Genomic DNA, 20,374 nt, shown 5'->3' with positions numbered 1-20,374 from the left:
GAGGGTGCCCTCCAGGAAGGAAGCACACCCTCTTGCATAGCAGGATCGAATGTAATGTGTTGCGATTACTTAGCTGCGTTCGCTTTATCTTGCGATGCTTGAATTTTAGCAGCTACTTTTTCTGGTGTGCTTACTTTACCAATAAGCTCTTGAATACCAACGTTAATGTCAGCGCCTACTGCTGGTTGAACGATTGCATCATAAGCTTTCCATGAGCTGGAAGCGTTAGCCATAACCGTCAAGATTTCAGTTGTAAGCGGATCAACACCAGATAGATCGCTTAGTTTCAAAGAAGGAAGCAATTTGTCTTCTACCAAAGTACGTTTTTGAACCTCTTCAGAATAGAAGTTAGCGATAAATTTCTTAACTGCTGCAATTTGATCTTCAGTTAGCGTAGCAGAGAAACCAAAGCCGTTTGAGTATGATGCATTGATTGATGTTTGGTCGCCAGCGCCGCCTTCGATTGAAGGGAATGCGAAGTAACCGATTTGACCTTTAAGGTCGCCTGCTTCGTCGCCTGAGAAGCGGTTAGCATCCCAAGTTCCTGTGAATACCATTGCTGCTTTACCGGAAAGCAATTGCGCGCCTTGATCTGCGTATGCAAGACCTAGAGCACCTTTAGTGAAGAAATCTTTGTTAACAAGCTCAGCATAAGAAGCTAGACCTTTAACGAAGTTAGGATCAGTCCATTTTGCAGTACCAGCAACAACATCGCTGAATGCTTGGATACCAACGTTACGCTCCATAACTGTGTTCCAAAGCATACCGTTTACCCAGCCGTCTTTAGCAGCCAAACCAAGTGGTGTGTAGCCAGCTGTTTTGATTTTTTCGGAGATTTCAACCAATTGCGTCCAAGTTGTAGGAATTTCCAAGCCTAGCTCAGAGAAAATTTTCTTGTTGTAGAAAATCGCTTCGCTATAGCCGCCGAAAGGAAGGCCATATACTTTGCCATCTACAGTGAACTCGTCCAAGCTTGCAAATTTGTCTGTCAGACCAAGTTCTGCAATGATTGGTGTCAAGTCAAGCATGCGGTTAGCTTTTACATAAAGGTTAAGGTCTGCTCCACCGAATACTTCAAAAATATCAGGAGGGTTGCCAGCAGCCATTTCAGCTTTCAGCTTTTGATCGCGGTTAACGATCTCGTCAATACCTTCAAGCTTGAAAGTAAGACCTTTATTTTCGTCTTGTGTTTTTGCAACAACATCTTCAAGAATTTTCAAACGAGTTTTGCTTGTTTCTTTAATTTGAGTGTGGCGAAGGGACAATGTTACGTCCTTTGCTGGTGCATCGGTTGCTGGAGCATCCGTTGCTGCATTCGTTGGTGCATTTGTTGCAGCGCCTTCATTTCCTTTACCAGCATTGTTACCGCCGCACGCCGATGCGACAATCATAAGGGAAAGCAGCGTAGTGGCAATTAGTGTAGATCTCTTTTTCATTGGGAAGACCTCCTCGTTTATGGTGTTGCTTGTTTGCCTCGCACATTTATTATAGTCCTGCAGAACCAATTCAAAGGAGGTCAAAAAAACGACGAGTTAGGGAGACAATTCTCTCATTTTTCAAAAGAGGGATAAAATCTTATAGCCCGTCGGGTTACTTTTCCCGACGGGCTATGTAAATTAATCTTACGTTTTAGTAACGCATATCCTTCGTTATCCCTCTAACAACCTCATAAAATCGCTGCCACTCTGGAATAGAACCTTGTATATGGTTATTTTCCACTATAATATTGTTTTCATTATGTGATATTTTATCTTCACTATTCATTTTTTGACCTTCAAGCTGCAATTTTTCTTGCTTTGCACGTAAACTGCCATCCGACAATTATATCCCTCATCCCTTTAGCCAGCCTTTTCGCAATGCAAAAAGCTCCCTAAGATCCTCAGTAGACATTTCCGTAATCCACTGCTCCGATTGACCGACCACTTGATCGTTAAGCGACTGCTTTCGTTCAATCATCTCGTCGATCTTCTCTTCAAGCGTTCCGAGTGTAATAAACTTATGCACTTGAACCTTCTTCGTCTGGCCGATTCGGAATGCCCGGTCGGTCGCTTGGTTCTCAACGGCAGGATTCCACCACCGGTCAAAATGGAAAACATGGTTTGCAGCGGTCAGATTAAGACCCGTTCCCCCTGCTTTTAGTGAAAGGACAAATGCAGAGCACGGCTCCTCCGCATTTTGAAACTGCTCAATCATTTGATCCCGCTTCACCTTAGGCACGCCGCCATGCAAATAAGGAACCGGCAAACCTATTCGTTCCTCAAGCAGCTGCTTCAGTTGGTGCCCCATATCGATATATTGGGTAAAGATAAGGCAGCGTTCACCTTCGGCAGCTATTTCCTCGCACATTTCAAGCAGCCTTGCTACTTTATTCGAACGTTCTATTTCCCATAAAGCAGCGGTATCCTCATGATTAAGCAGGGAAGGATGATCACATAATTGTTTCAGCTTGGTTAAAGCTGCAAGAATGAGGCCTCTGCGCTGCATTGGACCTAGTTTATCCAAATTCTCAAGGAGGTCTGCGACTAAATTTTCATACATCGCGCCTTGTTCAGCTGTCAACGTCATATACAGCTTCGTTTCATTTTTATCCGGCAAAGACAGCTGAATCGAAGGGTCCTTCTTAATTCTTCGCAGCATGAATGGTTTAACCCAGCTTTGAAGGCCAGCAATAAGCTTCTCATCTCGTGTTTTCTCTATCGGTGTAACGATCTCCTTGCGGAACTCGGTCATATTGCCAAGATAACCTGGATTTATAAAATCATAGATCGACCAGAGCTCTGTCAATCGATTTTCCATCGGCGTTCCTGTCAGTGCCAGGCGATGATTCGAAGGGATCCTCCTTATTGCTGTAGATTGTTTTGTATATACGTTTTTAATATTTTGCGCTTCGTCGAGGCAAAGAGCATCCCAATCCACTAAACACAAATCATCTTCATCCAGCTGTGCCAAGGAGTAAGAAGTTATGACCAAATCTGCCCCTGAAACGGAATCGCGGAATGATTCGCCTTTCTCCCGTTTGTTGCCGTAATGCAGCATGACATTAAGCGAAGGCGCAAAACGCTCGAGCTCCTTCTCCCAGTTGCCTATTACTGAAGTTGGGCAAATAAGCAGCGAAGGCCCTCCCATTTGAAGTTTCTTCTCCTTAATATAGACAAGGTAAGCCATAAATTGAATCGTTTTTCCGAGTCCCATATCATCTGCAAGCACACCGCCAAGCCCGAATTTCCTAAGAAAAAGCAGCCACGATACGCCTTCATGCTGGTATGGTCGAAGCTCTCCCAAAAACGTCGCTGGAATTTCCGCCTGCGGTATTTCCTTAATTTGCTGCAGCTGCGTGAGCCATGCCGTTAAATGGTCATTCAGCTCAACTTCCGTGTCCATAGACGAATCAAGCTCACCGCTGTCATCGAGCGGGATGCCACCTCTTAAATGCATTTCCAGCACATCACGGAAAGATAGTCCTTTGCGCTTACCCATCCGCTTCAGCCACTGTTTAATTTGCGTCACATCCTGTGGGTCCAAATGAACCCATTCGCCGCCGACATTGAAGAGACGACGGTTTTGCTCTGCCAACTGTAGAAATTCGGCTTCGGTCAAATTCACATCACCAAGAGCCAGCTTCCAATCAAATTGTACGATTTGATCAAGTCCAAACATGGGCTGAGCCGCTGAGCCAACTGAAGATTTCATCTTCGCCTTCAAACGAAGCTTGCGATTGCGAACCGCTTCCCACCAGCTAGGCAATAAGACCGGACAACCTGCCTCCAGCAGTTGAACGCTTGCATGCTCAAGAAACTTCCATGCTTCATTATCCGATAAGGTGTATCTTAGCTTGCCGTCGTTTTCCACTTCTGTTAGATCAGGAAGAGCATTCATCCATTTCTGCTGCTCCTTAGCCAGCTTGCCATCTAGAAGCGGAAGCCATTCTTGCGGAATGATTTGTCCATCATCCGTATCCGCTTCCCAGCCATCCTCACTGATATTCTGGCGAATAGGCAGCCACGGTCCACCATCACGATTTTGCAGAGCGGGTCGAAGCCTCCAAATGGAAGACTCCTGCGGCTCCACTAGCTGAAGCGCAATTCGGAATGGGAGGACATCTTTCATAAGCCCAATGGCAATGAGCCAATCTTCCTCATCAACTGCTTTTCTCCTCAGCACCGCTTCTCCAGAAGCATTGCCTATTTCCCTCCAAGCCTGTGCAGCCTGTTCGTTTTCTTCAATCATTTGCTCAATTGCTCCGCTAATCCACTGTTCAATTCCTTTATCGCCGTTCTGATTAGCAGCTGCTACAATAGCACTCCATTGCTGGTTGCGCTCGGTATCCTGCTCAGGAATAGCCATTCTCCAGCTTCGCTTCTCTTCCGTCCAACGCTCCCAATCAGGCATATACCAACCATTAAGAAGCGCAATTCTTATTAACTCTGCCATTTGCATCAAGACCGTCAAACGCTCCGTCCACTCTACTTGAAGCAGGCGAACATGCTGAGGCGAGGATAAATAATCAATGGCAAGGAGCGGCGGAACCTTCAGCATCTTACGCTCACCAACACTGACTTCCTCTACATCCGCTCCATACCAAGATGCCTTGTGCCATGCGAACAATAAGGATCGCAGCTTGCCATCCGCGGAATCCTTGCGATCGACAGCGCTTAACCAAATGGACGTACCCTCTTCTTCGTTCCAAAATCCGTCTATCGTCAACTTGCGCGCGCCAATGTAAGTTCTCATGTAACTATTTTCCCTTTCCACAGCTCTTCCTGAAATGCTCGCAATCGCTGATGCTTACTTACAAGTCCAGAAATATATTGATTCCATCTCACTTCATCTTTATCCGCTTTATATAACCGCTCCAGCTTCTTAAGCTGCTTAACCGCAATACGGTAGCCTTGACGGTTCCGTGATTGGATGGACGATTCAACCAATTGATGATACATGGGCATTAGCGCGCGAGGCGCAAGCTTAGCAATTTCTCGAAGCGCATGAGCGCCGACATCCTCAGGGCTTGATCCAATCAGCATTTGCAAATCAGCCCATTCATCATAACGCTTCTGGTCGAGCCAATGGTCAGATAATTCTGAATAAGAATGGGGCAGCAATTGCTTCATATAATCGGTCCATATCGGCATTTCAGGCCGGTCAAGATCTGCTCTTCGGCATAATGTAACGAACGGTCCCACCGAACGGCCATTTTTCGATTTATTGATTCGCTCGAACAAGAAGCTCATCCACTGCTCTACAAGCTCCCATTTCCCTTCTTCCATCCGCTGTGCGGCGCAAGGATACATCACTTTCTGAGAACGCTCAAAGCTTGTTAATGCAAAATGAGCAATTGCCTTCTCATCCTGTTTGTCAAAAAAATACATGATGCCAATCGCAGTATGCAAAAATGCCTTATTGACGTCTTCGACATCTTCATTCATCGACAGCTCAACCATTGACGCTAACTCACGTTCAAACCAGCTGCGGCTCTCTGAAAGCTTCTCGCATAAAACTAAATAGATATACTCCCAGTCAAAAAGCTGCTTTTCGGTACTCGATGCCCATACTTTCACTCGAGCGATTAATGCATCCGCCCAAGCTTCTTCCCGCAGCTCCATTGCTTCGGGAGTTAGCTCGGATACCAATGTATATAAATGCTCCACCCAAGGCTCTGCCATCCGGATGAACGACATTTCATGATAATATCTGCTGAACGAGTCCACCGTATTAATCGCTCGCTCTGCTTGCTCCAGCACAAAGATGATGGCTGTTGACCAATGCAAACGCTGCATCCTTTTTTCCCAATCCTTAGCAAGCCCCTTTAATGAGGACAATAATGGTTGAAGGGCATGGAGAGAGTGCCGGCATTTCCGCCAAACGTCGCCATGTGTCGCTTCCATCCATTCCAGCCATTCCTCAGCTGAAGCTTGTTCACCGGGCTCGCGAGGCAAAGCAGGCGCTGCTTCGGGCGGCGGTGCTGCAGCCTGTGTATTTTTGAGCAGCGCACTCGCGGAAGACAACCCCAGCAAGCGAAAATAAGATCGCTCCGCCAGTGTATGTCCCCCTTCCTGCTGACTGCAATATTGAAAGTAAACAGCAGCCATATGCTTGCAAAATCCTGTATAGGGACAAGTACATGAGCTATAACGCAGCTGACCAGCATCAAGGATGACCGCATAAAGATCCGATCCTTGCACGACCCCATAAAGATGATCATGGCTCCCCTCATTCGCGCTGTTCACTTTACCTTCCATGTAATAATGCCAGCCCCGCTTCATAATCGTTGTCTCAACATGGACGTTCAGTTGTTGCTCAATTAGCGCGTGCAGCTTTTCATTGAGGTGCATCATAGACATTCACCCGCTTCCTTTCCGTTCACTTGCATTCTTACTATTATACCAAGCCAATAAGGCTGGTGCCATCATTTGACGTTAAAAGCTGGATTACAATTGCAAATGAAATAAGCTACAGCATAAAAAAAGCCTTGCCGGCGAAGATCTCCGCTCGGCAAGGCACAAAACAATATTATAATGGCATCTTCACAGTAAACGTTAATTTCCCAGCCGGCTCTGCAGCCACATAAACATCACCTTTATATTGCTTCGCAATCGTTTTTACAATCGATAAGCCTAAGCCTTGATGATCCTGCTGCTTAGTGGAATAACCCGCTTCAAATATAGGATTCGAAATGGCAAACTCCGCATCGTCACAATTATTTGTTACCGTAAACTCCAGCATAACCGCCGTTTGTTTGCCGATAAGTGTAACATGGCGTCGATCCTCCGAGTATTTCAATACCTCATCAAAAGCATTATCGATCAAATTGCCAAGCATACGATTGACATCAAGCGTTCTAACGCCCATTTCCTGCATATTCAATCCGGTAAAGGAGCAGCTGAATTGAATTTTGTTGCTTTCCGCTTGTGAAATTTTGGAACGAACCAAAGCTGCTATGGCCGGATTGCCAATATTGATAATATCGTTCATTAATCGAATATCACCGGTCAGCTCCTTCGTATAAGCAACGAGCTCATGCGATTTGTTAAGCTCTGCGAGAGAGTGAATGGTCTGGACATGATTCAAGAAATCATGCCTCTGCGCTCGAATAGACTGGAACATTTGATTAATCTCTTCCACATAGGTTTCCTGCGTGACGCGAACAACCTTATCGCGAGAATGCCTATAATATCTCATCGCAAATACAGCTATCAACAAACTGAAAAAGGTAACAATTAAAATGATAATGCCTAAATTCAGAAACTGAGAGTCCAGCTTATCCTGAATGACGTGATAATCAGAGGTCATCATTAGCACATAGCTATTCATAGGCTGACCGTCACGATCCGTAATATTAATACCATGCTCATTAACAAATACCGGAATATACATTTTGAAAATCTCTTTGCCGCCGATATTCTCTCTTAAGGTGACCGTCTTCTTAGAAAAGTAAGCTTTGCGGACTAAATTCGTATCCTGCTTTGATTTAATATTATACGTGCCGTAAAAGATCGGTTCCTGCACTTTATGGCCTTGAACCTCGCCTTGCGGATTAATCGTATTTTTCCCATCAGGAAATGTCTCCGGATTAATAAAAGCAATTTCAAGCAATGAATCGCTGCTTTGAATTGAATTTTCAATCATGCGGTGAACACCTGTCGCATTCTCATACTTTTGTTGTCGCTCATAATCTACATAAGGATCAATAATATAGTTTGTAGCTCCGTCGTAGTAGTAACCCCATTTGTTAAGCTTATCAACATTTGTTGCAGATACCTCATAAGGTCCGCTCCAGAAGTTCGGAAGGGATTGTCCAAGCCAGTTTACCGATGCATTTTTGTTTTCGAATAGCTGGTTGAACACCTCGTACCATGGCTTCCATTCTTTTGTACTAATATTGGTTTGCTTAGCATTGGATGATTTGTATAAAACAATGTCATCAGGCAATTTTTTGAGAAGGGTAATGTGGCTTAGGTCCAGCTTATCGCGCAGCTCCATGAGCTGCTCCGTCGTTACTTTCTCAATATCGGGATCAAGCGCATATTGAATTGCAATCGAGGCGGCACGAAGTTCACGGCCAATCTGGTTTTGAAACTGTTCCGAGCCTTCGCGGGATTGCTCGAGCGAAATCTCCAGCCGCTTGGCATGTGTTAGAAGCTCTTCATTAAAGGAATCTTCCAGCGTTTTTTTTGTGAGAAAATAATAAGCCGTATTATTTAATAAAACTAAAACGACGATAATACTAATCGCCACAAGCCAAATGTTGCGTTGCATCTCAAGCATCTTGCCCTTCTATTTATTATAGCTTCCATTATGGATCATCCTAAACTAAACGACAATATGACAATCACTAACAAATGATTACAAATACATGAATATCAACCAAAGCGCTAGTATTTCGTTCTAGGTTAAACCGTCCATTTTTTGAAAAACAATCGAACGGCCCACTTGCGCTCCTGCCGCTTTTTGTAACGAGGAAGCATACGATAAATACGAAGTCCTTCTTCAATGGCATTTTTAGCTTCAGCCGTATTGCCTAATTTCTTATATATCGTAGTAAGTTGATCATATGCCTCGCAAGATGAGGAATTTATCGATTGAAAGGATTGGATATGCTTAAGCGCTTGCTCTGTTTGGCCATTCGAGAAATGAGCCGCTAGATTCAAGTATGGTGCACCGTATTTGACGCGTGGATTAAGCTCTAGCCCCCGAAGTATGCTTGCTACCCCATTTTCCTCATCACCGGTATATAAATAACTAGTCCCTAAGTCATCCCAAAATTCAGCTGATTCATCAAGCATTGGCTGCAGCGGGACAAGCCATGTCAAAGCCTCTTTATACTTCTTTCTCTCAATTAAAAGACGAGCCAACTCATGCTTGGAGGACACATCATTTGGCGACCGATCAATTTGCTGTTTCAATTTTTTTATTCTTGATATTCTTTTTAGTGGTTTAAATATGCTTGGCATTAACCCGACAAACCGACGATCAAGCACATACAGCAGGAGAAGCATGACAAGAATGGCTATAAACGGATTGCCAAACAACCAAAATAAAAATATTAAAAGACTAAATTTTAACATATGGTCCTCCTGCACGCTTTGTAATTAAACATTCAATTCGTAAGCAAATCCATCATTTATTGTACAAATATGGTTCTATCATACCATAATCTTCACATTTTTCGAGCAAAAATAGCATTTCATTACTATATCTAATGTATGAATAATAAAAACTTGTATGACTTAAACTACACGCTAGAAATATCAATTGCATTAAATTGGAGGATGAGAACATCATGGCGACGAATGAGACACCAGATTCGACATTAACTGATCGGCAAGGTCACCCTATCTCAGACAATCAAAATATTCGTACCGTTGGCAATCGTGGTCCGTCGACACTGGAGAACTATCATTTCATAGAGAAAATATCTCATTTTGACAGAGAACGTATTCCAGAACGTGTTGTGCACGGCCGCGGCGCAGGTGCGCACGGTTATTTCGAGGCTTACGGCAAGCTTGGCGAAGAGCCCATTGCAAAATATACGAGAGCCAAGCTATTTCAAGAGCCGGGCAAGCGTACGCCCGTATTCGTTCGTTTTTCCAGCGTTATTCACGGAGGCCATTCACCAGAAACGCTGCGCGATCCGCGCGGGTTCGCTACCAAGTTTTATACTGAAGATGGCAACTGGGATCTTGTCGGCAACAATCTGAAAATATTTTTCATACGGGATGCGATGAAATTTCCTGACATGGTTCATGCATTCAAGCCCGACCCAGTCACCAATGTACAAAGTATGGAACGTTTTTTTGATTTTGTATCTCAATCGCCGGAAGCTACCCATATGATTACCTTTTTGTTCTCGCCTTGGGGAATACCCGCAAACTATAGGCAAATGCAGGGCTCCGGCGTCAATACATACAAATGGATTAATGCCGCAGGCGAAGGCGTACTCGTCAAATACCATTGGGAGCCGCTTCAAGGCATTCGCAACCTAAAACAAAGCGAAGCAGAGCAAATTCAAGGGAAAAATTTCAATCACGGAACCCAAGATTTATATGAAGCCATCGAACGTGGTGAATATCCAGCTTGGGAATTACAAGTGCAGTGGATGAGCGATGACGAGCATGAAGAGCTTGACTTTGACCCGCTGGACGACACAAAGCTTTGGGACCCTGAATTATTCCCGATGCTGCCTGTTGGGAAGATGGTCTTAAACAAAAACCCGGAAAACTACTTTGCAGAAGTCGAGCAAGCGGCCTTTGGCACAGGCGTACTCGTTGATGGTCTAGATTTCTCTGACGATAAGATGCTGCAGGGCCGGACGTTTTCCTATTCCGATACTCAGCGCCACCGCGTCGGCTCCAACTACCTTCAATTGCCGATCAACGCACCGAAGAAACGTGTCGCCACCAATCAGCGTGACGGGCAAATGGCTTTCTATATCGACATTGCACCCGGCCAAAATCCGCATGTCAATTATGAGCCTTCTACAATGGGCGGATTAACGGAAGCTCCAAAGCCGGGTGAGCCTCATGAGCCCTCCTATTCCGCAAAACTTGTAAAACAGCCTATCGATCGCCAAAACAATTTCAAACAAGCTGGGGAGACCTATCGTAAATTCGAGGACTGGGAGAAGGATGAGCTCATCGAAAATTTGGTAGATGCACTCAGCACATGCAGCACAGTTATTCGTGATCAAATGATTCAACATTTCACAGAAGCAGATCCCGAATATGGCAAACGTGTGAAGGAAGGGCTACAGACAAACGATAAGCTCGGCAAGAGCACAAAACACGTTGGAACCACGCCTGCAAACGAAGGAATGGAGCTTTCTGAGGAGCTCGGTCACTCCACTGACGGTTATTGAAAATGATGAAAGTGATATTTTTCAAGTGAATACCCTCTTGACGAAAGCGTTTTACATTCTTATGATGTTAATATTCAAATGAATGGTGTTCAACATCATTTTATCGATTAAAACGATCAATCATATGAAATTGGCGTGTTACTCACTAAAAGAGGCATGAGCCAAGAACAGATTACCTTCTAATTTCCTTTTAGAACGGTTTTCTTTTCTTGGCTCTTTTTTTTGCCAGATGGGCACCTTAATGACAAAGGAGGGATTTCAAGTATGGCTCGCGCCTTTCGGGTTGAACGCGCAATCGGCAACAATGTGTTATTAACAATTGATGTGCAAACAGAGAAAGAATACGTCATTTTTGGCAAAGGATTAGGGTTCAGTCTTAAAGCCGGACAAATCATTGATCGAACTGATAACCGCATAGAAAAACGATTTCGTTTGGATGATTCCGAACAAATGAAGAAATATCACACGTATCTTGAAGAAATCGACCCAACCATCATTGATATGACAGAGCGAATTGCCGATTACATCAAACAGAAAACGGGTGTCGAAGTAAACCCGAAACTATATTTCACACTGCCGAGCCACATCCAATTTGCTGTTTATCGGCTTCACAATGGCATGGATATTGTAAATCCCTTTCTGAACGAGACGAAACAGAGCTTTCCTTTAGAGTTCGAAATTGCCGCCAAATTGGCTGAGTGGATTAGTGAGCAATTCCACGTTGGCATCCCGGAAGAAGAGATAGGTTTTTTGTCGTTTCATGTTTATTCTGGAATTCACAATGTACCGGTAGGGCAACTTATTAAACAAGCAGACCAACACTAGGAGGATATTATTATGCTATCTAAACTTTTTGGAAAGTCAAAACAAAAAACAATTGAAATATCAGCCCCCTTGTCAGGAAAGGTCGTACCGTTAACCGCTGTTCCTGATGAAGCTTTCGCAGGCAAACATATGGGTGACGGACTTGCGATTGAGCCGTCTGAAGGGACTATCGTCGCACCTTTCGATGGTACTGTATCTCATCTTATTCATACCAATCATGCCATTATTATTGAGCATGCATCAGGCCTGCAGCTTCTCATTCACATCGGTATCAATACTGTAGCACTAAATGGCGATGGTTTTGAGGCTCATGTAGCTTCCGGTGACACCTTTCAAGCCGGTGATGCACTTATAACATTTGATCGCGCCAAAATCGAAGCCGCAGGTTATCCATCCATCACACCTATCGTTGTCGCAAACGAGGATGATGTGAAGCAATTGGAACACTTGCTTACCAGCGGTTCTGTTACAGCTGGCAAGGAGCTTCTGCTTAAGGCAACTATGAACGGCTAAAGAAGCACCCCTACACTTGGATAAGAAAAGAGGACGAATAACTATGCTAGCCTTCCTACAAAAAATAGGTAAAGCATTAATGCTTCCAGTCGCCGCTCTTCCAGCGGCTTCCATCCTGCTTCGTTTCGGTAATATTGACTATGTGAAAGACTTTCACATGGGCAGCGCAGGAGAGTTTATTAATCAATACATCGCACCGTTTCTTGCTGCTGGCGGCGCCGCAATTTTCGATAACTTACCGCTCATATTTGCCGTCGGTGTTGCCATCGGACTTGCTGGTGATGCAGTTGCCGCACTGGCTGCCGTTATCGCGTACCAAGTGCTTGTAACCGTTCAAATTAAAGTGCCGCTCGTCTTTACCAACATTGTTGGAAAAGATGTTGAACTCAACATGGGCGTCCTTGGCGGTATTATTGCTGGTTTGATATCAGCGTACTTATATAAAAGATTCCATACGATCAAGCTGCCCGACTGGCTTGGCTTCTTCAGCGGCAAACGATTTGTCCCTATCATAACCTCGCTCGTTATGGTTATCGTTGCTCTCTTACTCGGTCTTGTTTGGGGTCCTGTTCAAATGGCGCTGGATACTTTTGGCCGCTGGGTCGTTGGTTTTGGCGGAATCGGCTCCTTCGTTTTTCTTACAGCAAACCGACTGCTTATTCCTACCGGCTTGCATCATGTTATTAATTCCATTGCTTGGTTCCAAATCGGTGACTATACAGATGCAACAGGCAAAGTAGTACACGGTGACTTGTATCGCTTTTTCGCTGGAGACAAAACAGCGGGCATGTTTATGACTGGCTTCTTCCCGATTATGATGTTTGCACTGCCAGCAGGCGCGCTTGCAATTATCCACACAGCTCGCAAAGAGAAGCGCAAACTCGTTGCTTCCATATTTATTGGTACGGCATTCGCTTCATTCCTGACAGGGATCACAGAACCGCTTGAATTTGCTTTTATGTTCGCAGCACCGTTTCTATTTGTCATTCATGCCATCTTAACGGGGTTATCCGGCTTCATCCTCTATCAGCTGGAGGTTAGGCATGGGTTTGGCTTCTCAGCAGGCTTTATCGATTATGCGATCAATTATCAGCTCGCGACGAATCCGCTGCTCATTATTCCGGTGGGTCTTGCCTTTGCCGTCGTGTATTATTTCTTATTTCGCTTTATCATCGTCAAATTCAATATTAAGACGCCAGGTCGTGAAGATGAGACGGCCGAGGACAAAGCCGATAACAAAGAAAAGACTGCAGCCGCACCTGGCAGTAAAGCAGAAAATGTGCTGCATGCGCTCGGCGGATCTTCAAATATCGTCGGTCTAGATGCTTGTATTACACGTCTTCGCTTAGTCGTGAAGGATGAATCGATTGTCAATGATACACAGCTCAAGGGCATGGGCGCAGCAGGCATTATCCGTTTAGGCAAAGGCGCAGTGCAAGTTATATTCGGCACGCAGTCCGAGCAGTTGAAAGACGAAATTAAAAAAATAATGTAACAACAAACCTATTAGGAGTGAAAAATGATGAAAAACAGCTTTGTTATACAAAATCCATTTGGCATACATGCAAGACCAGCACGCAAGATCGTTGAAGCAGCAAAGGCATTCACAGGAACAGTTACACTAGAGAAGGATGGCAAAAGCTTCAATGCCAAAAGTCTAGTTCATGTCATTTCCGTTGGGGCAAAACTTGGAGACAGCATTTCCGTTTCTGCTGAGGGTGAGCACGCTGAGGCTGTTGTAGCTGCTATTGGAGAGATTCTTGTCTCTATTGAGGCGCATGCAGAAAAGGGGCAATAAGAGATGATGCTTCAAGGAATTGCCGCATCTCCTGGATATGCGATCGGCATAGCTAAAGTATTGTCTACAAAACCTATCCAGATCGAGAAGGTTCACTTGGAAGACAATCGATTGGACGATGAAATTAAACGTTTTGAAGCTGCAATTGCTTCAACTCATGAAGAGCTTGAAGCCATCCACGCCAAGCTGATTGCTCAGAACAAAGAGCATGAGGCAGAAATATTTGAAGCGCATCTGATGCTACTCGAGGATGAAGAGCTCATCGACCGCTCGAAAGAGATCGTGAGATCCGAACGGATCAATGTTGAATTCGCCTTTTTCAACACCTCTGAGGAGATTGCAGAAATGATTGGCGGGCTGGATGATCCCTACTTGAAGGAAAGAGCAGCCGATATTCGTGACGTAAGTCGGCGTGTATTAAACAAGCTGCAAGGCATTTCATCAACATCCTTGAATGATGAGTCAGGTTCTATCATTCTGTTTGCAGAAGATTTAACACCTTCGGATACGGCTCAGCTCGATCCAAGCAAAGTAATTGGCTTCGCAACGCAAGCAGGCGGGCGTACTTCCCACTCTGCCATTATTGCAAGGTCTATCGGTATTCCTGCCATTGTCGGAATCGGCAGCTCCATGGAGCAGGCAGTGAAAAACGGCCAAACCGTCATCATTGACGGGACAGATGGGCATATTTACGTGGACCCCGATAATGAAACGTTAACTCGATATTCACAATTGCAGAAGCAGCAGCTTGAGAGCAAGCAATTTTATCAAACCTTTATAAATCAGCCTTCCGTAAGCAGCGATGGCGTACAGGTTGAACTTGTAGCAAATATCGGCTTAGTTAAGGATGCCGAGCTTGCCGCTGCGGCAGGAGCTGAAGGCATCGGACTATTTCGTACCGAGTTTCTATATATGGGCGCAGCTGGGCTGCCCTCCGAGGATACACAGTTTGAAGCTTATCGCAAAGCAGCAGAAGCGTTTGGAAACGATGCGCCTATCGTCATTCGAACGATAGATATTGGCGGAGACAAGGAAATTGCATACCTCAACCTGCCTAAAGAAGACAACCCTTTCCTTGGTTACCGTGCCATTCGTATCTGCTTGGATCGACCGGATATGTTCAAGACACAACTTCGGGCGATTTTGCGGGCCAGCGCATACGGCAACTTAAAAATTATGTTCCCTATGATTGCTACACTGGGTGAATGGCGCCAAGCTAAAGCTATGCTGGAAGAAACAAAGCAGGAACTGACCGAAGCAGGTATTCCCTTTAACTCTGGGATCGAAGCCGGCATCATGATCGAAATTCCAGCAGCGGCTCTGCTAGCGGATTTATTCGCCAAGGAAGTTGATTTCTTCAGTATCGGAACAAACGATTTAGTTCAGTACACATTTGCTGCAGATCGTATGAATCCTAAGCTTTCCTATCTAAACGATCCGCTTCATCCAGCTATTTTACAGCTCATTAATCGTGTTATTACAGCCGCTCATGCTCATGGCAAATGGGTGGGGATGTGCGGTGAAATGGCGGGCTCGAAGCATGCACTGCCGATTCTGCTCGGTCTAGGTTTAGACGAGTTTAGTATGAGCGCAAGTGCAATACTTCCTGCTCGCGCTTTGCTCGCAAATCTATCTCAACAGGAAATGAAGCAGATAGCTCAGGCCGTTCTGGCACTAAGCTCAGCTGAAGAGGTTAAAGGCTATGTGGAGCAGCATGTTTCTGGATTAACATAAAATTTCAGCAAAAGAGGCTGTACTGCATCAGAATGCGGTACAGCCTCTTTTATTTAGATTCGGATTTGAATACGAACCTTGCCTTCTTCATATTGAAATTTAAGCTCACCCTTATATTTCTCCACGGTTCTCCTTACTATAGAGAGACCGTTTCCTCGTAAAACAGAACCCTTTGCTTTCGTAGTAAAACCATATTGGAAGAAGCACTTTTGCTCCTCATCCGTAAGCACGGCTGGATTCTCGATTATAAATATATATTTTCCATGTTCCACTTTACATTGCACTTGAATCTCCTGCGATATATACCCAGCATTTGATTCCACCGCTTCAATCGCATTATCCAACAAATTAGAAAATAATTTGACTAAGTCCATCGACTCTATTTTATCGAATGCATCATAATCTGTAGCGAAGCTGATGATTATATTTTTCGAATGCGCCAGCTCTCTCTTGCTCTGGAACAGCACCATTAAAATCGGATTTTTTATATGCAGCGATAGGTTTAACGTTTTGGATTCCTCGGTTAGCTGTTTTAAATAATCATGTGCTTTATCATACCTTCGGATGTCCATTAATCCATTCAACACCTGGAGATGATTCATGAGATCATGACGACTTGATTTGATGGTCTCTACAATTTTGCCCAACTCGGAAATGTATATCTTCTCAGATTCACGCATGTCCTGATGAAGCCTGGCTTTGTACCATTTGTTAAGCACATAGACACCAGCGAGCAGCAATAAAGCAAACAGGACATCCACTCCGAAAATAAACATATTATTTTGGACAACATACTTGCCCACATGGCCTAAATCCTTCGCAGCGATATCGATCCCCACTACACCAAGCACCGTGCCATCCTCATCAAAGAATGGAACCCCGACGGACATATAGGATTCGCTTATCCTATCATGTAACACTCCTGTGGAATATTTTAACCCTTTTTTAGCCATCTCCACTTGATTAGAAGGAACGGTACAAGGAAAACCAATCGGTATATCTTTTATATGATTTGGAAATGCGCTAATCATTACTTTGGAAACATCGGTATCATCTAAAAGCAGAATATAAATATAGAGCGCATTTATACGTTTCCGATACTCCTCCAAATACAACTTTATTTTTTTACGATTCTCATCATCCGTTTTGGTTAGTAGAAATTGCTTATAAGCAACTTTATCTAAACCATTTGCTGCATCCGTAGCGATTTCCGTATACTGCTTCGCCAGCGTGATCTCCGCTGACTTCGTTGTGTAGTGATAGGTGGAGATGAGTTTAAGTCCGACAAGCATACTTATTATTGCGATGGATAAAACGATAAAATAAATCATTCTTTTTTTTGTATACACTAGGTCTGGTTTCATTAGCTTAATCCTTTTCAGTACATCAATAATTGATAATAATCAGAAATTTCAGAGGCGGCATACTAGTCAGCCATTACCGTCTTGTTTCTTCCAGCGTGCTTGGCCTTATAGAGAGCTTGATCTGCAAGTAAAAATAATTCATCTGCTGTTTGTGCATGGGAAGGAAACTGAGCTACGCCAAGGGAAACGGTAACCATCTGCTTGAGATGATTTTCGCTGCTCGCCATTGTTGTACGAATTCGCTCAGCAGTTTCAAAGGCAACATGCGGCGCGGCATTCGGCAGCAGGACAACGAACTCTTCCCCTCCATAACGGCTGCAAAGGTCATCAGGTGATACAGAAAACCTGACAATGTCAGCCAAATGCTGAAGCACTCTGTCGCCTTCCTGATGCCCATATGTATCATTAATGGTTTTAAAGCGATCAATATCCAAGACGACAATGGAGTAATGTTTCTTTTCTTCTATCCATTTTTTCATAATCGTTTCTAACGTTCTTCTATTATTTAATCCGGTCAAAGCATCCGTCATAGCCGCTTGTGTCAACCGATCAGTTTCCGTTTTAATACCGTTCATAGCAAGTATGACCGTGCTCGTTAATAAATCGGCTTCTCTGTTCCAATGATGCTTCATGGCGGGTATGGGAACTTCTTCTTTTCCCATTTTGCTGACGATATTCGCAAGCGTTACAAAAGGTTTAGCCAATCGGCGGGCAAGAAAGGTCGTCACGAGCATCAAAAGAATAAAGGGTATGAGCGTGTATAATAGGATCGCTTGTATATGATTGTTCAACTGCTCCTTCACTATGCTTATTGGTGAAAGCACAACAACCCCCCATTGATTCTCTGGGACGTAGGAGTAACCGGCAAGCCATTTCACACCAACTTCATCTACGGCGAGCTCTTGTCCGCTCTGCCCCTTAATCAACTTTTGAACGATCAGATTCGAGGTACTATCCTTTCCAATCTGACTTTTATCAGGATCGTACATTAAGTGGCCATCTGAACCTACTACATAGAAATAGGAACCGTTATGGTCAAGGTTATCATTACCGAATATCATATTTAGAACGTTATTTTGTTGCAAATAGAGGCTTCCACCGATATAGCCCCGGTATACACCCTTTTGATCAAACAAAGGCTCACTAATAAACACCATGAGATTTTTCGTAGTCGCGCTAGTATAAGGCTTTGACAAATATGGCTTTCGTGACGCCAATGCTTCCTTCGCAGCGGCTGTTTTTATAGGCTCGCCTGCCTTGCCAATCGACGAAGGGGACAGTGTACGCATGACACCATTCTCATCAACTACGACAATCGAATTAAAATAGTTGCTGCTATTGCGAATGAGATCAAGATATTTTCCTGAATCTGATTGCTTCATATCACTATTCAAAGAATAAAAGTCTGCCGCGTTTTTAAGACTGCTTCGCATCGACTCAAATAATGAATCCATTGTCATGCTCATTTTTGATGCGGTTGAAAGATTAAGTGTAAGTGTTGTTTCATACAACGCTTGTTTCTTGGACTGGTAGGATGCAATAAGCAAAATGGTTAACATGAGTAAAACCGAAACAGAGACTAAACCAATCATTAGCGTCGTCAGGCTCACTTTTCTCTTTTGAATAGCTTGTTTTACATGTAAAAGCGACACAGCGATACCTTCTTTGATTTATGATATTACTAATTATTCGACGAGATTCGACAAATACCTCTTTCCTAGCTGGTTTATTTTCCATAATTAGATAATCAATTTCAATAATTGCCCATTAATCGATTTAAAAAAATAAGACAGCACCTTGTCACAGTGCCGTCCGATTAGGTTGCTATGTTAGATTTGTAATTCACCAAGCTTGATTAGCTCGACAACCGCTTGTGAACGACCTTTTACGTTCAGCTTTTGCATGACATTAGAAATATGGTTGCGGACGGTCTTCTCGCTGATGAATAGTTGTTGTGCAATATCTCTTGTTGTCTTGTCCTGTACTAACAGCTCGAATACCTCGCGTTCACGATGCGTCAATAAAAACTTGCTCTTATGGTCGCTACCCTTCAATGGCTGTCACCGCCACTCTTGTTTAGTCAAATCAAATACTACTTAGTGCGATAAAGCCCAATGAATTCAACGTTTTATGCCATCCCGCTTTCGTTCCAATCCCACTCATTACTATGAAATCCTACTAAATCATATCTTGATTTGCATCAAAAATTGCATCAAATTGCATCAACATACTCAAAACAAAAACAGCTTGGCTGATAGGCCCAAGCTGCTTAACTCATTAATGCTCATTCATTTCCTTGCAACCATGTTTGAAATGACTTCTTCGGGATTCTGAAAATACGACCCACTTTCACAACATGAAATTCCCCTGACTTAACTAAATTGTATGCAGCAGTTTTGCTGATTCCTAAATAAGTACGAATATCATCTACTTCGAGAATGTCGGGAAGATCTTCTATTTTGGATTCCATTTAATCACCTCTGATATTTTATATTCCTCTTCGACATTGTCCGATACCATTTACTATCACTAAATTTAAAACAAGGTGCCTTCCCAGCCCCTCGATACTTTCTCATGAGCTCGCTTTATATATGTTGCTACGCTGCCCTCAGATAGCTTAAGCATGCGAGCGATCTGCTGCTGAGGAATACAATGACCATGGGCCATTACATAACACTCACGTTCCTGTGGGCTCAAAATCTCCAACACTTCCCTCAGCGCTGTCTTCTCATCCTCAGTCAGCGAGCTCCCGCTGCGACTATTGCTTGGGTTTGCATAATTGGCCAGAATCATTGGATCAAGCAGCATTGTATTTTGATACACCGATCGACGCTCGATGCCGCGCTTGTTACCAGGCTGCCTGCCGGTGTGTAACCACTCGATTGTAAAATTCACATCAGATATCATTTCTCTTAGTTCATGCAACTCGTTCCAATAACTATCGTTAATAGATCTCCATTGCTTGTACGTGTTCCGGTTCTTCTTTTCACCCAACTGCACCAAAGTCATGCCGGTATCGCGTTCAATGTATTCCTCAATCTCTTGCCTTCGTGCAGTAAGCATACGAAGTGTGGCACGATATGACTTCTTCAAATCCTGCAGATCAATCAGAAAGCCTCGGTCATCCACCTTACTCAATCTATCCTTTGACTCACCCACTTACTTCACGCCCCTTTGAGGGATCGCCCCAGCAGCAGCCGGGGCTATATGTTCTATTCAATATTTGCTTCAATTAATAGGTACATGCCTACCCAAATCAGTCCATAGAATAAGCCGATCAATCCCCAA

16 protein-coding genes and 1 pseudogene are annotated in these 20,374 nt (G+C 43.9%); 6 read left to right on the top strand and 11 right to left on the bottom strand.

Annotated features, from left to right (window positions below; all coding sequences use genetic code 11):
- Window positions 1-65: 65 nt before the first annotated feature.
- The 6 genes from ACIFSR_RS27485 to ACIFSR_RS27460 all read right to left on the bottom strand — a co-directional run bounded on the left by ACIFSR_RS27485 (window position 66) and on the right by ACIFSR_RS27460 (window position 9,062).
- Window positions 66-1,436, bottom strand: a complete 1,371-nt coding sequence (locus ACIFSR_RS27485; RefSeq protein ID WP_339204019.1) for an extracellular solute-binding protein — start codon at window positions 1,434-1,436, stop codon at window positions 66-68.
- A 193-nt stretch (window positions 1,437-1,629) separates the two neighbouring features.
- Window positions 1,630-1,821, bottom strand: a complete 192-nt coding sequence (locus ACIFSR_RS27480; RefSeq protein ID WP_430061454.1) for a hypothetical protein — start codon at window positions 1,819-1,821, stop codon at window positions 1,630-1,632.
- 9 nt (window positions 1,822-1,830) lie between these two features.
- Window positions 1,831-4,731 carry a DEAD/DEAH box helicase gene (locus ACIFSR_RS27475; RefSeq protein WP_430061452.1) on the bottom strand — a complete coding sequence of 967 codons (2,901 nt, stop codon included), beginning with the start codon at window positions 4,729-4,731 and terminating at the stop codon, window positions 1,831-1,833.
- Window positions 4,728-6,338, bottom strand: a complete 1,611-nt coding sequence (locus tag ACIFSR_RS27470; RefSeq protein ID WP_339204022.1) for an SWIM zinc finger family protein — start codon at window positions 6,336-6,338, stop codon at window positions 4,728-4,730. Before ACIFSR_RS27470 ends, ACIFSR_RS27475 begins: the two co-directional genes overlap by 4 nt.
- Window positions 6,339-6,507: 169 nt before the next feature.
- Complete coding sequence (locus tag ACIFSR_RS27465) at window positions 6,508-8,262, bottom strand: sensor histidine kinase (RefSeq protein ID WP_339204023.1); 1,755 nt, start codon at window positions 8,260-8,262, stop codon at window positions 6,508-6,510.
- A 125-nt stretch (window positions 8,263-8,387) separates the two neighbouring features.
- A complete protein-coding gene (locus ACIFSR_RS27460) occupies window positions 8,388-9,062 on the bottom strand; it encodes a tetratricopeptide repeat protein (protein WP_339204024.1) in 675 nt (224 codons plus the stop codon).
- A gap of 224 nt (window positions 9,063-9,286) precedes the next feature.
- Between ACIFSR_RS27460 and ACIFSR_RS27455 the strand changes: the two are divergent.
- The 6 genes and pseudogenes from ACIFSR_RS27455 to ptsP all read left to right on the top strand — a co-directional run.
- Window positions 9,287-10,852, top strand: a pseudogene (locus ACIFSR_RS27455) (catalase); the annotation flags it as partial.
- A 264-nt stretch (window positions 10,853-11,116) separates the two neighbouring features.
- A complete protein-coding gene (locus ACIFSR_RS27450; RefSeq protein ID WP_076270213.1) occupies window positions 11,117-11,677 on the top strand; it encodes a PRD domain-containing protein in 561 nt (186 codons plus the stop codon).
- Between the two features lie 12 nt (window positions 11,678-11,689).
- A complete protein-coding gene (locus ACIFSR_RS27445) occupies window positions 11,690-12,190 on the top strand; it encodes a PTS sugar transporter subunit IIA (RefSeq protein ID WP_430061449.1) in 501 nt (166 codons plus the stop codon).
- Between the two features lie 43 nt (window positions 12,191-12,233).
- On the top strand, window positions 12,234-13,685 hold the full coding sequence (nagE, locus tag ACIFSR_RS27440) for an N-acetylglucosamine-specific PTS transporter subunit IIBC (RefSeq protein WP_430061447.1): 1,452 nt from the start codon (window positions 12,234-12,236) through the stop codon (window positions 13,683-13,685).
- A gap of 24 nt (window positions 13,686-13,709) precedes the next feature.
- Entirely contained in the window at window positions 13,710-13,988 is a 279-nt protein-coding gene (locus tag ACIFSR_RS27435) for an HPr family phosphocarrier protein (protein WP_339204027.1), read from the top strand.
- Window positions 13,989-13,991: 3 nt separating this feature from the next.
- Window positions 13,992-15,722 (top strand): phosphoenolpyruvate--protein phosphotransferase, encoded by a 1,731-nt coding sequence (gene ptsP, locus ACIFSR_RS27430; RefSeq protein ID WP_430061445.1) that lies wholly within the window; start codon window positions 13,992-13,994, stop codon window positions 15,720-15,722.
- A gap of 53 nt (window positions 15,723-15,775) precedes the next feature.
- Here the strand turns inward: ptsP and ACIFSR_RS27425 are convergent, their stop codons facing one another.
- From ACIFSR_RS27425 to ACIFSR_RS27405, 5 genes are all read right to left on the bottom strand, one after another.
- Entirely contained in the window at window positions 15,776-17,086 is a 1,311-nt protein-coding gene (locus ACIFSR_RS27425; RefSeq protein WP_430061443.1) for a GHKL domain-containing protein, read from the bottom strand.
- A 62-nt stretch (window positions 17,087-17,148) separates the two neighbouring features.
- Complete coding sequence (locus ACIFSR_RS27420; RefSeq protein WP_430061441.1) at window positions 17,149-18,738, bottom strand: sensor domain-containing diguanylate cyclase; 1,590 nt, start codon at window positions 18,736-18,738, stop codon at window positions 17,149-17,151.
- 177 nt (window positions 18,739-18,915) lie between these two features.
- Complete coding sequence (locus ACIFSR_RS27415) at window positions 18,916-19,140, bottom strand: helix-turn-helix domain-containing protein (protein WP_006040330.1); 225 nt, start codon at window positions 19,138-19,140, stop codon at window positions 18,916-18,918.
- 230 nt (window positions 19,141-19,370) lie between these two features.
- The gene (locus tag ACIFSR_RS27410; protein ID WP_430061438.1) at window positions 19,371-19,556 is read right to left on the bottom strand and encodes a helix-turn-helix domain-containing protein; all 186 of its coding nucleotides are present in this window, start codon (window positions 19,554-19,556) and stop codon (window positions 19,371-19,373) included.
- Window positions 19,557-19,621: 65 nt separating this feature from the next.
- Window positions 19,622-20,245 carry a sigma factor-like helix-turn-helix DNA-binding protein gene (locus ACIFSR_RS27405; protein WP_430061436.1) on the bottom strand — a complete coding sequence of 208 codons (624 nt, stop codon included), beginning with the start codon at window positions 20,243-20,245 and terminating at the stop codon, window positions 19,622-19,624.
- Window positions 20,246-20,374: the final 129 nt, after the last annotated feature.

It is taken from the genome of Paenibacillus sp. NRS-1760, assembly GCF_050467785.1.
In the GTDB taxonomy this organism is placed as follows: domain Bacteria; phylum Bacillota; class Bacilli; order Paenibacillales; family Paenibacillaceae; genus Pristimantibacillus.
The sequence above is the reverse complement of the archived record's forward strand: the minus strand, read 5'-3'. Positions and strand labels throughout refer to the sequence as shown.

Bases quoted from the DNA above. Each gene is read 5' to 3' on its own strand.
- ACIFSR_RS27485 (WP_339204019.1), bottom strand. From the start codon at position 1,436: ATGAAAAAGAGATCTACACTAATTGCCACTACGCTGCTTTCCCTTATG.
- ACIFSR_RS27475 (WP_430061452.1), bottom strand. From the start codon at position 4,731: ATGAGAACTTACATTGGCGCGCGCAAGTTGACGATAGACGGATTTTGG.
- ACIFSR_RS27470 (WP_339204022.1), bottom strand. From the start codon at position 6,338: ATGTCTATGATGCACCTCAATGAAAAGCTGCACGCGCTAATTGAGCAA.
- ACIFSR_RS27465 (WP_339204023.1), bottom strand. From the start codon at position 8,262: ATGCTTGAGATGCAACGCAACATTTGGCTTGTGGCGATTAGTATTATC.
- ACIFSR_RS27460 (WP_339204024.1), bottom strand. From the start codon at position 9,062: ATGTTAAAATTTAGTCTTTTAATATTTTTATTTTGGTTGTTTGGCAAT.
- ACIFSR_RS27450 (WP_076270213.1), top strand. From the start codon at position 11,117: ATGGCTCGCGCCTTTCGGGTTGAACGCGCAATCGGCAACAATGTGTTA.
- ACIFSR_RS27445 (WP_430061449.1), top strand. From the start codon at position 11,690: ATGCTATCTAAACTTTTTGGAAAGTCAAAACAAAAAACAATTGAAATA.
- nagE (WP_430061447.1), top strand. From the start codon at position 12,234: ATGCTAGCCTTCCTACAAAAAATAGGTAAAGCATTAATGCTTCCAGTC.
- ACIFSR_RS27435 (WP_339204027.1), top strand. From the start codon at position 13,710: ATGATGAAAAACAGCTTTGTTATACAAAATCCATTTGGCATACATGCA.
- ptsP (WP_430061445.1), top strand. From the start codon at position 13,992: ATGATGCTTCAAGGAATTGCCGCATCTCCTGGATATGCGATCGGCATA.
- ACIFSR_RS27425 (WP_430061443.1), bottom strand. From the start codon at position 17,086: ATGAAACCAGACCTAGTGTATACAAAAAAAAGAATGATTTATTTTATC.
- ACIFSR_RS27410 (WP_430061438.1), bottom strand. From the start codon at position 19,556: ATGGAATCCAAAATAGAAGATCTTCCCGACATTCTCGAAGTAGATGAT.